This is a genomic window from Rhodococcus sp. NPDC056960 (assembly GCF_042674125.1).
Taxonomy (GTDB): Bacteria; Actinomycetota; Actinomycetes; order Mycobacteriales; family Mycobacteriaceae; genus Rhodococcus_F.
Genome location: NZ_JBHURF010000008.1, coordinates 327613 through 340998, shown reverse-complemented (window position 1 = coordinate 340998; position 13386 = coordinate 327613). Strand labels below are relative to the sequence as shown.

Annotated in this window: 11 protein-coding genes and 2 pseudogenes; 2 read left to right on the top strand and 11 right to left on the bottom strand. The window is 64.9% G+C overall.

The genetic code is table 11. From position 1 onward, the window contains the following. From ACFTWF_RS15550 to ACFTWF_RS15500, 11 genes and pseudogenes are all read right to left on the bottom strand, one after another. A pseudogene (locus ACFTWF_RS15550) lies at positions 1-131 on the bottom strand (cystathionine gamma-synthase); the annotation flags it as partial. A gap of 176 nt (positions 132-307) precedes the next feature. Next, entirely contained in the window at positions 308-1003 is a 696-nt protein-coding gene (locus ACFTWF_RS15545; protein ID WP_378462094.1) for a GntR family transcriptional regulator, read from the bottom strand. Positions 1004-1190: 187 nt separating this feature from the next. Continuing rightward, complete coding sequence (locus tag ACFTWF_RS15540) at positions 1191-2540, bottom strand: aminotransferase (RefSeq protein WP_378462093.1); 1350 nt, start codon at positions 2538-2540, stop codon at positions 1191-1193. A 296-nt stretch (positions 2541-2836) separates the two neighbouring features. Beyond that, positions 2837-3181, bottom strand: coding sequence for a cupin domain-containing protein (locus ACFTWF_RS15535; protein ID WP_378462092.1), 345 nt, complete (start codon positions 3179-3181; stop codon positions 2837-2839). Positions 3182-3569: 388 nt separating this feature from the next. Continuing rightward, a complete protein-coding gene (locus tag ACFTWF_RS15530; protein WP_378462091.1) occupies positions 3570-4250 on the bottom strand; it encodes a GntR family transcriptional regulator in 681 nt (226 codons plus the stop codon). 37 nt (positions 4251-4287) lie between these two features. Beyond that, positions 4288-5741 (bottom strand): annotated as a pseudogene (locus ACFTWF_RS15525) (NAD-dependent succinate-semialdehyde dehydrogenase). 79 nt (positions 5742-5820) lie between these two features. Further along, complete coding sequence (locus ACFTWF_RS15520) at positions 5821-7074, bottom strand: aspartate aminotransferase family protein (protein ID WP_378462090.1); 1254 nt, start codon at positions 7072-7074, stop codon at positions 5821-5823. A gap of 124 nt (positions 7075-7198) precedes the next feature. Further along, a complete protein-coding gene (locus tag ACFTWF_RS15515; protein ID WP_378462089.1) occupies positions 7199-8395 on the bottom strand; it encodes an FAD-dependent oxidoreductase in 1197 nt (398 codons plus the stop codon). A 5-nt stretch (positions 8396-8400) separates the two neighbouring features. Beyond that, positions 8401-9168 (bottom strand): amino acid ABC transporter ATP-binding protein, encoded by a 768-nt coding sequence (locus ACFTWF_RS15510; RefSeq protein ID WP_378462088.1) that lies wholly within the window; start codon positions 9166-9168, stop codon positions 8401-8403. Beyond that, positions 9165-10079, bottom strand: a complete 915-nt coding sequence (locus ACFTWF_RS15505) for an amino acid ABC transporter permease (protein WP_378462087.1) — start codon at positions 10077-10079, stop codon at positions 9165-9167. The genes ACFTWF_RS15510 and ACFTWF_RS15505 overlap by 4 nt, the downstream gene beginning before the upstream one ends. 9 nt (positions 10080-10088) lie before the next feature. After that, positions 10089-11006 (bottom strand): ABC transporter substrate-binding protein, encoded by a 918-nt coding sequence (locus tag ACFTWF_RS15500; RefSeq protein ID WP_378462086.1) that lies wholly within the window; start codon positions 11004-11006, stop codon positions 10089-10091. 393 nt (positions 11007-11399) lie between these two features. Between ACFTWF_RS15500 and ACFTWF_RS15495 the strand changes: the two genes are divergently transcribed. Both ACFTWF_RS15495 and ACFTWF_RS15490 read left to right on the top strand, forming a co-directional pair. Then, a complete protein-coding gene (locus tag ACFTWF_RS15495; RefSeq protein WP_378462085.1) occupies positions 11400-12074 on the top strand; it encodes a haloacid dehalogenase type II in 675 nt (224 codons plus the stop codon). Positions 12075-12100: 26 nt separating this feature from the next. Next, complete coding sequence (locus tag ACFTWF_RS15490) at positions 12101-13378, top strand: NAD(P)/FAD-dependent oxidoreductase (protein WP_378462084.1); 1278 nt, start codon at positions 12101-12103, stop codon at positions 13376-13378. The last annotated feature ends 8 nt before the right edge of the window (positions 13379-13386 follow it).

Sequence of the window (13386 nt, the reverse complement as noted above, 5' to 3'; positions counted from 1 at the left end):
CCGACGCCGTCCTGCGCGAACGTCGAGCTCGCGTAGATCGGCACGTTGACGGCGCCCGTCTGCGGGTCCGGGTCGAATCCTGCGTGCACGGCCTTCGTGGAGAACCCTTCCCAACTACTGCTTTCCACAATTGTCTCCCCTTGGTAACTGCATCGTGCGTGGGCGGGCGTGACCTGAACAGGGTGCCCGAAATGACGTCGTCGGCGCCGTGCAGAGATCGGTTCGTCGTTGATTCACGACGGACCGAGGTGATAGCTGATTCGCGCGAGAGATCCGTGCCCATGCAGGACCGAGAACGGCGCGGCTCCTACACGTTCGACCTATCTCCGTCGCGTTCTCGGCGGGCATTGGTCAGCGACTCGACCGCGTCACTCATGTGACGATCGATCTCTGCCAGCATCTCGGATAGATCGCCCCCGAGCAGCCGATGGAGCAACCGCTCGTGTTCCTCGACCGCGGTGGGCGGCCGGATGTACCGCTCGTCGAACGCCGACATACACAGCATGGTCTCGGCGGCCAGCGTCGAGAACATACGGCTCAGCCGCGGGCTCTGCGCGGCCTCGACCATCGTTTCGTGGAAATAGAGATCCTCGCGGGCGAGCTTCTTCCAGTCGCCGGCATTCATGTACTGGGCGATGTTGTGCAGGATTTCTTGGAGACGAGCCGCGAGGCCGACCGGGATCCCGCGTTCGTACACGGTGCTCGCCGCTTCCTTCTCGATGGCGCGCCGACCACGATAGACGTCCTCGATGTCGCCGACCTCGAGCTCGACGACGAACACGCCTCGGTTGCGGTGGTTGACCAGGAGTCCCTCCTGGGCGAGGCGCTGCACGGCCTCGCGGACGGGACCACGGCTCATCTGCAACTTGGCGGCCAGCTGCAACTCGCTGATTTGTTCACCTGGCGCGAAGCTGCCGTCCAGGATCCGCTCCCGCAGCTGCTCGGCGATCACAGCAGAGGTGACGCGAAGGGGCAGGGGAACCATGTCGTCGACGCCGGTCATCTACCACTGCCTTTCCCGGTGCACCGTCAACTGTTCCTGATGAACGGTTGTGCTGACTTGTGAATTGTTGACAGTTGGCGATCCTACACCTTGTCGGCCGAGGGTATCAGGGGCCCCGCGCACCGTGGCACAGTCATGCCGATGGTCGGAGCGGAGCCCGGTCCCGAGATGTCGGTTCGGTCGCTGATCACGTGCGTTTCGCGGGCTGAGTGCCCGCTGAGGCGGGCTCCATCGACGCCGATCCTGGTGCTGCGTCGGCGCGGTTGTTGCGGACGTGTTCGGCGGCCGCCAATCGGATGCAGGTGCACAGTCCCTCGACGGCGAGACGAAGCTCGTGCACCGGCGGCAGGGTGGGGGCCAACCGGATGTGGCTGTCCCGGGGATCGTCCCCGGAGGGGAAGGCCGATCCTGCCGGGGTCAGCGCGATGCCTGCCTGCCCTGCCAGGGATACCACTCGGCTGGCCGTGCCCGGGAGCACTTCGAGATTGACGAAGTACCCTCCGGACGGCCGGGTCCACGAGGCGATGCGCGCGTGCCCCAGCTCCCGCTGCAGGGTGGACGTGACCAGGTCGAACTTTGGTGCGAGAATCTGCTGGTGCTTGCGCATATGGGTGCGCACGCCGGCGGCGTCGACGAAGAACCGAACGTGCCGGAGTTGGTTGATCTTGTCCTGTCCGATGCGCTTACTGGACAAATGGCCCAGGTACCACGCCACGTTCTCGTCGGAGGCCGCGAAGAAACTCACACCACCTCCGGCGATGGTCATTTTCGAGGTCGACGCGAACACGTACGGGCGCTGTGGATTGCCAACTCGGTCGGCGATACCCAGGACATCGAGGACGGGTGGCCCATCTCCGGTCAGGGGATGGACCGCATACGCGTTGTCCCAGAAGATACGGAAATCGGGGGCGGCGGTGTCCATGCTCATCAGGTCGCGCGTGACCTGCTCGGAGTAGGTGACTCCGCTCGGGTTGGAATAGGTGGGAACGCACCAGATTCCCTTGATCTGAGGATCCGCGGCGACCAACTCGCCGATCGCGGCGGTGTCGGGGCCGTCGGAGAGCAGTGGAACCGGAATCGGCTCGATGCCCAGCGACTCGGTGATGGCGAAGTGCCGATCATAGCCGGGCACCGGGCACAGGAACTTCACCGGATCGCGGGACCAGGGTGCGCTCGTCGCGTCCGTGCCGTGTATCCAGGCGAACGACAGGACGTCGTACATCGTTTCCAGGCTCGAGGTGCCGCCGGCGATCAGGTTCGCGGGTGAGATGTTGAGTACCTCCCCGAACAGCTCCCGCAGTGAGGGTAAGCCGGCGAGATCGCCGTAGTTTCGGCAATCGATCCCATCGATCACATAGTCGTCGTGACCGGGCAGGGCGAGCATCGCCGCGGACAGGTCGAGCTGTTCGGGTGCCGGCTTACCCCGGGTGAGATCGAGCGTGAGCTGCCGCGCCTGCAGCGCCGCGTAGTCGGCGTGGCACCGGACCAGCTCGACCTCGAGATCGCGGAGGTCGAGATCGCGCAGGGGCGTAAACATCACGGCTTCCTTCGAGTGGGAGGAGTTCAGGGGACAGCTGCGGTGCCGAGAGGTTGGGCCGGCTCTCCAGGGGGAAGGCGCTGCAGGGCAGGCACGATCCCCGAATCGGGCCTGCCCTGCAGCGAGTGCGTACCCGTGTGACCGGGAGCTGCCTGTTCCGACGGCATCGACGCCTTCTGGCTATTCGACCTTCTGGTGTCGGCCCTGTCCGGTGACCCCGCGCTCCGGGCAGGAACCCGACACCACCGAGAGGCGGCGATGCACGGCGCTACCTCGGTGGTGTCGACACCCGGTGATCAGTCGACGGCGTTCGAAATATCCTGCACAACCCACATCTTGCGGAGGGTGGTGTGAATGGTCCAGGTGCCCTCCCAGCCGGCGGGCGTCACGAAGAGTGATCCCGGACCGATGTCGAAGCTGTTGCCGTTCGCTTCGGTGATGGTGGCGGTGCCACTGAGGATCTGGCAGATCTCGTTGTAGCCGTCCCGGGTGCTCGTGAACGTTCCCGGCGTGACCTCCCAGATCCCCGTCCGCAGGCCGTTTCCGTCCCACAGTCCCAGGGAGACTTCGGTCTGGCCGGGTGTCGTGGACGTGGCCTTGGGGCTGTGCTTCCCGGGCTCCTCGGTTGTTGCATCGTTCATGACGGTCGCCTTGACCATGGTTACTCCATTCTTGGGCTGTGCCCTCGGCTGACGTGCCTCAGATTGGTTGGCACGGAACCTATCCTAGCGATTGTCAACAATCTTCGGTAGGTCGAAATCTGGTAATTGCGTTCGGCCCCTTACCTTTTCGAGGAAAGGCTCGAGGCAATAGGGATAGCACGCGCTTGGTGGAGACGGGGGTACCGGCAGCAAAATGCCGGTCACCTGGAGTGGTGTTCGCTGCTGAGCGTGCCCCGGGTCCCCGGGGCACGCTCAGCAGCAGCAACGGCGCGGCACCTTACGCGGCACGGTCCTGTCGACCCGCCCGGTGGCATCTGTCCGTGCGCGGAACTGCCGACGAACCGGCGATTCGAGGCTTCGAGCCCCGCTACTCGCGAGGTGTTGTCGCCGTGAGATCGTCGACTGCCTTGCGCATGTGTTGACTGATCGCCTGGTGTAGTCCTTCGTTGTCGCCCGCTTCGAGCAGGTCCAGGAGATTTTGGTGCTCCTGCACCAGAGCATCCACTCGGGGGTAGGACACCTGGAGGTTGAGGATGCACATTCTCGATTCGGCGACCAAGGTGTCGTAAATCCGGATCAACCGTGAATTCCTGGTGCCTTCGACGAACGATGTGTGGAATTTCATGTCCAGCCGGGTCAGTGATTGCCAGTCCGACAATTCGACCTGCGCTGCCATTTCCGTCAAGGTGTCTCTCAGCGACTGACAGGTGCGGTCGATCTGTTTCTGACCAGTGTGCAGGAGGATATCGGCGGAGGCCGATTCCACGGCTTCTCGCACCGCATAGATTTCCTTGATGTCGTCGATCGACAATTCCGGCACGAAGACACCACGGTTCCGCAGACTGACCAGGATTCCTTCCTGGGCCAACCGCTGCAGTGCTTCACGGACCGGACCCCTGGAGGTGTGCAACTGGCCGGCCAGGACGGATTCGTTGATCTGCTGCCCGGGGCGGAAGACCCCCTGGATGATTTGCTCCCGCAGGTGGTCGGCGATCAGTTGTGCCGTCGGACGTCCCTCCAGTACAAGCAGTCCCTCCGGTGTCGCCATGGAAATTCCCTTACCTCATTCGTGGACGCACAGCTCCCTAGCGTGCTATTGCGGTGTACTTGTACTCGAGGAACTCGTCGATTCCGACCTTGCCGCCCTCGCGTCCGAGTCCGGACTGCTTGACGCCGCCGAACGGGGCGACCGGATTCGACACCAGACCCGTGTTCAGGCCGACCATTCCTACTTCCAGTGCGGACGAGAAACGCATGGCCTTGTCCACATTCTCGGTGAACACATAGCCCACGAGCCCCCAGTTCGTGTCGTTCGCGAGCCGCACCGCGTCGTCCTCGCTGTCGAAGAGGGTGATCGCCGCGACCGGACCGAAAATCTCGGTGGTCATCAGTTCCGCATCGAGGGGGACGTCGGTCAGGACGGTGGGAGTGTAGAAGTACCCAGGGCCCTCGGGGCGGGCGCCGCCGGTGATGATGCGGGCGCCCTTGGCGACCGCGTCGGCGACCAGTTCCTCGACCTTGTCCAGCCCCTTCTGTTCGATGAGGGGGCCGACCTCGGTGCCTTCCAGGGCGCCGTTGCCGACCTGCAGCTCGGACATTCTCTTGGCGAACTTCTCGCTGAATTCCTCTGCCAGGGAACGGTGTACGAAGAAACGATTCGCGGCGGTGCAGGCCTCGCCCATGTTGCGCATCTTGGCAATCATGGCGCCGTCGACGGCGCGCTCGACGTCGGCGTCGGCCAGGACGATGAACGGGGCGTTGCCACCCAGCTCCATCGAGGAGCGCATGACGTTGTCCGCGGCCTGGCGCAACAGGATCTTGCCGACCGCGGTGGACCCGGTGAAGCTGATCTTGCGCGCGATACCGCTGGTCATCCACGGCTCCACCACGGCGGCGGCGTTGGAGGAGGTGACGACGTTGAGAACGCCGTCGGGCAGCCCCGCCTGCTGGAAGATGTCGACCAGGGCGAGCGAGGTGAGCGGGGTCAGGTCGGCGGGCTTGAAGACCATCGTGCATCCGGCGGCAATTGCCGGGGCGATCTTGCGGATACCCATGGTCAGCGGGAAGTTCCAGGGCGTGACCAACACGCACGGTCCGACCGGTTCCTTGGTGATCAGAATGCGGGTGTTGCCGTCGACGGAGGTGGTGTGGTCGCCGCCGATCCGAGTGGCCTCCTCGGAGAACCAGCGCAGGAACTCGGCGCCGTAGGCCACCTCGCCCTTGGCCTCGGCAGGGGCTTGCCCATCTCGGCGGTGATGATGGCGGCCAGCCGGTCGGTGTTGGCATTGACCAGGTCGAAGGCGCGGCGCAGGATGTCGGCGCGCTCGCGCGGGGTGGAGGTGCTCCATGACGCCTGTGCGCGGCCGGCTGCGGCGATGGCGGCGAGGGCGTCGTCGAGCCCGCCGTCGGCCACCTCGGCGATGATCTCGTGGGTGGCCGGGTTCTCCACGGTGAAGGTGGCCGCGCCCGCGGCTTTACGCCAGACACCGTCGATGAACAGGTCGGCGTGCAGGGTGGTGGGGTCAAGGGAAGGGCTCATGATCCACTTTCGGTGATCGAGGGACGGATTCCGCCGGCGAGGACGGCGCGTCGTCGCCGACGGAATCCGTGGGGGATGGCTAGCTGGTGGCGACCTTGAGCGCCTGCGTGAATTTCGTGAGGCCGATACGGATTTCGTCGCTGGTGACGTTGAGCGCCGGAATGATGCGGATGACGTTGCCGTACGGACCGCAAGTGAGCAGCAGCAGTTCCGCGTCGACGGCGGCCTGCTGCACGGCGAGCGCCGTCGCCGCGTCCGGGGTGCGGTCGGCGGTGACGAATTCGACGCCCTGCATCAGGCCCCGGCCTCGAACGTTCCCGATTCCCGGGAAGTCGGCCGCGAGGTTGTCCAGACCCGCGCGCAGCTCGTCGCCGCGGAGCTGGGCATTGGACACCAAGTTCTCGCGTGCGATGACACCCAAGGTCGCGACCCCGGCGGCGGCGGCGACGGCGTTGCCGCCGTAGGTGCCGCCCTGTGAGCCCGGCCACGCCTTGCCCATCAGCTCCGTGGAGGCCGCGATGGCGGAGATGGGGAAGCCGCTGGCCAGGCCCTTCGCCGTGATGACGATATCCGGCCGGATGTCCGCCCAGTCGTGTCCCCAGAACTTGCCGGTGCGCCCCACACCGGCCTGGACCTCGTCCACGATCAGCACGATGCCGTGCCGATCGGCGCGCTCGCGCAACCCCTGCAGGAACGCCGGCGGGGTCGGGATGTAGCCGCCGTCGCCGAGGACGGGCTCGATGATGAACCCGGCCGTATCGGCGGGGGTGCTGATCGTCTGCAGCAGGTGATCGAGTTCGGCCAGCGCGAAGGCGACAGCGGTCTCCATATCCCAGCCGAAGCGGAAGGCGTGCGGGAACGGGGCGATGTGCACCCCACTCATCAGCGGCGAGAAGCCGGAGCGGAACTTGGTGCCGGCGGTGGTCAGCGACGCGGCGCCCACCGTGCGGCCGTGAAACCCGCCGTGGAACGAGATGATGTTGGGGCGCCCGGTCGCCATCCGCGCCAGGCGAATTGAGGCCTCCACCGCTTCGGAGCCGGAGGTGGCGTAGAAGACGCTGTCCAAACCCTCGGGAAGGAATTCGCCCAGCTTGTCGGTGAGCTCGAGCAACGGCTTGTGCATCACCGTCGTGTACTGGGCGTGAACGATCCTGCCGACCTGTTCGCGGGCCGCGGCGACCACGTCCGGGTGGCAGTGCCCGGTGCTGGTGACACCGATGCCGGTGGTGAAGTCGAGGTACTTCTTGCCGTCGGTCGCGTACACCCAGCTGCCGGCCGCGTAGTCGACGACGACCGGGGTGGCCTGCTTGAGGGCTGGACTGAGAGTTGCCATGGACTCATACTTTCCTACTGAATTGTCAATTGTCAACAATTGGCAATGTTGCGTGGTTGCGTGGTGCTGTCGAGGGCAGGGCGAGATGTGGGCCTCGCCCTGCCCTCCGGGCTTGTGTCGAGCCCTATGACCTCACGGGTTGGCCGGCGCCGGAGCCGTCGACGGTGGCTGCCGGGTGTTCGCCGGCGCCTGATGAGCGGTATCGCTGCGGGCGCAGAAAATCCAGGCCCTCGAAGGTCCGGGTGCCCAGGGCTTCGCCGGCGGCGATCTCGCCGTAGCCGGTGGCCATTTTGAAGCCGGCGCCGGAAAAGCCGGTGGCGCAGTAGATTCGGCTGTTCTCCCGCAGGGGTCCGAGGAGGGGGTACTTGTCGGTGGTGAACAGGTCCGGGAAGGCGTCGGAGCGGACGATTGTCGGGAAGAGACCGGGCAGGAACTCGGTGACCGTGTCGGTGGTCTCCACGGTTTCCTCCGCCGTGAGCTCCCGGGGTACCGCGTCGGCGCGGGGGGTGGGGGCGCCGCGCCCGTCCAGGGTGGCCTTCACAGTCACCCCGTCGACGCTGGGTGCGCCGTACATGGAGCGGTTCCCGGAGATCCGGATGAAGATGGGGAATCGGTCCGGGGTGAATTCTGCGGTGTCCCGCGCCACGAACCACGTCAGGAAGATCCGCCGGGTGTCGGTGACCGCCGTGAGGTAGTCGGGCATCAGGCGCCGGGACCAGCCGCCGGAGGCGACGATGACGCGCTCGAATGTCCACGACTGGCTGCCGGAGGTGATGACCACGCCGTCGCCGGTTTCCCGGATGTCGTCGATCGGAGTGTTGGTGAGGACCGTGGCCCCGTTCACCTGCGCCGCGGCCACCGCCGCGGTCACTGCACGGTCGGTCCGCAGGGCGCCGGCATGCGGGTCGAACACCGCGGCGTCGTCGGGACGGAGGTGGTGCTGTGGGTACCGTTCGGCCATCGCCTCGCGGCTGAGGAGTTCGTGGTCCGCGCCGGTCAATCGGGTGGTCTCGAGCAGGTGCGGAAGATAGGGGCCGTCCACCGTTCCGATGGACAGGCCGCCGCAGCGGGTGAGGATTTGCTGACTCGTTTCGACCTCGAGTGCACTCCACAGGTGCCGGGAGCGTTCGAGGATGGGGTAGTAGCCAGGCGTTCCGCGGTAGAGCATGCGGAACAGGCGGGTGTCCCCGCCGGCAGCGCTGCGGCCGTGGCCGGGGGAGTGGGCCTCGAAGCCGACCACCGAGTTCGACATGTGGGAGGCCTGCCACAGGGCCATGCTTCCGATGCTGCCCAGGCCGATGACGGCCAGTTGTCCGTCCATCGTGGTCAGAGCACCTTTTCCAAGAAGGCCTGGGTGCGGCGTTCTTTCGGGTGGGCGAGGACCTCGCGGGCGTCGCCGCGTTCGACGATGCAGCCTTCGTCCATGAACAGCAGCGAGTCCGCAACCTCGCGGGCGAAGCCCATCTCGTGGGTGACCACGATCATGGTCATGCCCTTCTGTGCCAAATCCTTCATGACGGCGAGGACTTCCCCGACCTTTTCCGGATCCAGGGCGCTGGTGGGCTCGTCGAAGAGCATGATCTGCGGGTCCATCGCCAACGCTCGCGCGATGGCCACCCGCTGCTGCTGTCCGCCGGACAGCTGCGCGGGATAGTGGCTGCCGAAACCGGCCAGGCCCACGCTCGCGAGCAGTTGCTGTGCTCGCTGGGCTGCCTGCCCCTTGTCGCCGCCCTTGACCAGTACGGGGCCGGACATGATGTTTTCCTGGGCGGTCATGTTGGGGAACAGGTTGAACTGCTGGAACACGATGCCGATCTTGGTGCGCTGCTCGGCGAGGCGTTTGCGGCTCAGGGCGTGGAAGGCGTCGTCGGTTTCGTAGTAGCCGAAGTGTTCTCCGTTGACCTTCAGCACGCCCAGATCGACGGTTTCGAGGCCGTTGATGCAGCGCAGCAGGGTCGATTTCCCGGACCCACTGGGGCCGATGATGCACGAGATCTCACCGCTGGCGATGTCGACGTCGATGTCTTTCAGAACTGTCTTGGGGCCGAAGGATTTACGGATTCCCCGGGCGTGAACCGTACCGTCGCAGATCATCGGGAAATTCCTTCCGGGTCGGTCAGCACAACCCTCTTCGCTTTCCGGGGAAGCCGGGAAGCTGAACGGGAGTACTTCTTTTCGAGCTGGGATTGCGGGTAGCTCAGCAGGAGGGTCATTGCCAGGTACCACAGGCTGGCGACGATCAGGAGCGGGATGGTTTCGTAGGTGCGGGCGTAGATCAGCTGGGCGCTCTGCAGCAGTTCCGCGACGCCGAGCACACTGACCAGGGAGGTCTCCTTGAGCATGCCGATGACCTGGTTTCCGGTCGCCGGAATGATCGAGGGCATGGCCTGGGGGATGATGACCTTGCGCATCTTCGTCATGCTGCTCATGCCCAGGGAGTCGGCGGCCTCGATCTGGCCCTTGCCGACTGCGGAGAATCCGCCGCGGATGATCTCGGCCATGTAGGCGGCCTGATTGAGCGTCAGGCCGACGAGCGCGGCCGTGATGGGAGTGATCAGGGCGTTGACGTCGATGTTCATGCCGGCGATGGACAGGTTCGGGTACAGCGCAGCGATGTTGAACCAGAAGATCAGCTGGACCAGCACCGGGGTGCCGCGAAAGAAGGTGATGTACACCCCGGCCGTGGCGGCAATCGGTTTGATGCTCGACGACCGCATGATTGCCAGGACCAGACCCAACAGCGTGCCGAGGACCATGCTGGCGACCGTCAGGTAGAGGGTCAGGACCAGACCGCGCAGGATCGATTCATTGGTGAGGTATTTCGCGACCACGTCCCACTGGAAGTTGGGATTGGTGGAGACGGACACGAGCAGGCCCAGGGCGAGCAGGATGCACACAGCCCAGGCCGCGTACTCGAACACGCTTCTGCGCCTGAGCCTCGGTTTGAGGGCGGGATCCATTCCGTTCATCGTCGGGTTACTTCCGTGGGTAGTCAGTTGCACCATGGTCTCTCCCTAGTTGAGCTTGGCTTCGGTAACGGCCGAATCAGTGAGGTGCCACGTGGCGAGCGACTTCTGGTACTCGGGGCTGTCCAGGACGGACTGGACGGCCGCCTGCAGCGCCGGCGTCAGCGGAGATCCCTTCTCGAGGGCAACGGTGACGATGTGATCCGAGCGGGTGTCGACCTGCGGCGTGAGGACGGTCAGGGCGTTGGGTTGCTGCTGTTGTGCCCAGACCAGGGCGGGGGTGTCGTAGAAGACGCCGTCCACGCGCTTCGAGGCCAGCTGGGTCAGCGCTTCCTGAACGTTGGGCAGGACAACGCCATTGATCGCGGGCTTGCCCTGTGACACGCACGTCCACTCGGAAATGTTGGGCAGATGCTTGAGCTGTGCGTTCGAGCCCTTCGTCACGGCAATGTTCTTGCCGCACAGGTTGTCGTTGCTCAGACCCTCGGGGTTTCCTGCGGGCACGGCCACGGACACCCCGGCGTCGAAGTAGTCGATCATGTCCAGCACCTTGAGGCGGTCGGGTGTGACCGACATGGAGGTGGCGGTGAAGTCGTACCGGCCACCCTCGATACCGGGAATGATGGTGTCGAAACTGGTGTTGACGAACTTGATCCCGAGTCCGAGCTTCTTGGCGACCAGTCGGGCGACGTCGGGGTTGAGGCCGATCGGGGTGGTGCTGTCGTCGGCGAGGAATGTGGTCGGCGGGTAGTGCAGATCCATCGCGACTGTGAGCTCACCCTTGTCCTTGTAGGACGCGGGCAGCAGGGCGACGGCGGCCGGATCCGGCTGGACTCCCTCGGAGATGTCGGTGGTGTTCGAGGTCGAGCCGGCGGCCCCGTCGCTGTCGGCGGTGCCGCACGCGCTCAAGGCGAGCAGGAGGGCGAAGCCGGCCGCTACGGCCTGGACTTTTGTTCTTGTCTTCATGGGTTTCCTTCGAATGATGTCAGCGGGAGGGGTTCGCTGAACGAAGCGCGGGTTCTCAGATTCCCGGCCGGTGGGTATCCCGTCGCCGCAGGTGGCGGGGTGTGCGTGCGCGGCATCCGCACTTCCGGATAGGCCTCATCCAACCACTTCCACACCAAATTGTCGACAGTTAACAGCGATCTTCTTCACAGTCGGTTCGGTCGGTGCACTGGATCACACTACGCCGATAGCAAACTGTTGACAATTGACAATTCCGCGGCCTAGGGTCGGTTCAGCAGGTCGCGGAGTCCTGTGTAAGGCGGCAACGACCGCCGGTAACTCCGCCTCCTCCCGGGAACGGCAGTGGTTCCCGCCCTGTCGTCGCCACCCCCACTTTCAATGAAACGGATAACCATGGCAGACAAGACTTTCCGCCCGAAGTACGTCTCCTTCGACTGCTACGGCACGCTGATCAACTTCGACATCGATCCCACCACCCGCCGGCTGCTCGCGGACCGTCTTCCCGACGAGCAGTGGCCCGCGTTCAAGAAGGAATTCCGCGGGTACCGGTACGACGAGGTCTGCGGCGACTACAAGCCCTACGAGCAGATCCTTCAGGATTCCTTCGACCGGGTGTGCAAGCGGTGGGGCATCGGGCCGACCGAAGGCGCCGGCGCACAGTTCGCCGAGGCCGTGCGCGGCTGGGTTGCCCACGAGGACGTGCCGGCTCCGCTCAAGCTCATGGGCGACAACTACAAGCTGGTGATCCTGTCCAACGCCGACGACAGCTTCCTGGACGTCAGCGTTCCCAAGCTCGGTGCCGACTTCCACGCGGTCTACACCGCCGAGCAGGCCCAGGCCTACAAGCCGCGTTACCAGGCGTTCGAGTACATGCTCGACACCTTGGGCGCCAAGCCGGAGGACTTCCTGCACGTCTCCTCGCACACCCGGTACGACATGATGCCGATGCACGACATGGGCTTCCGGAACCTGGCGCTGCTGGACCGCGGCTACGACCCCATCACCGCGGGCTACGACTACACCACCGTCGCTTCTCTCGACGAGCTCAACAAGCTCCTCGGTCTCTGAGCCCTCCGTAAGGCGAAAGGTCAATCGTGAAACTCATCCCGTACTGGCTCGACACCGCCGAGCCCTCCGGCGATTACCGCCGCACGCCGGTGCCCGAGGAGGTCGACGTTGCCATCATCGGCGCCGGGTTCACCGGGCTCTCGGCGGCGGTCGAGTTGGCCAAACAAGGAGCGAGCGTTGCTGTTCTCGAACGCCACACGGTCGGGTGGGGGGCATCCGGCCGCAACGGCGGGATGGCGACCACGGGGTTGGCGATCAGTTTCAACACTGCCGTCAAGCGGTACGGAGGACCCCGCGCCGTTGAAATGTTCCGGGAATACAACGACGCCATCGACACCATCGAGAAATTGGTGCAGAACTATGGCATCGATTGCGACTTTCAACGGTTCGGGAAACTCTCGTTGGCCTTTCACCCCTCCCACTACGAGGGGATGCTGAAGTCGCAGGAACAATTGGCCGACCTGGCCAACTACGACGTCATCACCATCCCGAAGTCCGAGATCCACAGCGAAATCGGCTCCGACTTCTATCACGGAGCGATGGTCGATCCGCTCGGCGCCGGAATGCACGTCGGAAAATTCGCACACGGCCTGGCCGGGGCGGCGGCGGCCGCCGGAGCCTACATCTGTGAAAACGCCGCGGTCACCGAACTGCAGAAGATATCGGGCACCGCGCACTACGTGCACACCACCCGCGGCATCGTCCGGGCGAACCAGGTGCTGGTGGCCACCAGCGGCTACACCGGCGCCGTGACGCCGTGGCTGCAGCGGCGCGTGATCCCGGTGGGCAGCTTCATCATCGTCACCGAACCGCTGCCGGGCGAGGTCGTCGACCGCATTCTGCCGAACCGGCGCCAGGCCTCCGACAGCAAGATGCTGACCTACTACTTCCGCATCACCCCGGACAACCGGCTGCTCTTCGGTGGTCGGGCCCGGTTCGCGCTCTCGAGCCCGGACTCGGACGTCAAGAGCGGCCGAATTCTGCGCAAGGCGATGATCGAGTTGTTCCCCTATCTGTCGAACGTCAAGGTCGACTACACCTGGGGTGGACTGGTCGATCTGTCCATGGATCAGATGGTCCACGCCGGCGCGCACGACGGGGTGTTCTACTCCCTCTGCTACAGCGGCCACGGTGTGCAAATGGCGGCCCACATGGGCAAGCAGATGGTCCAGTACATGAATGGCGACACCACCGCGAACGTCTGGGAGGACCTGAAGAATCCTCCCGTTCCGGGCCATTTCGGCCCCCCCTGGTTCCTGCCGATCATCGGCGGAGCCGCAAAAGTCATCGACCGAATCAAATAGGCAGGGTA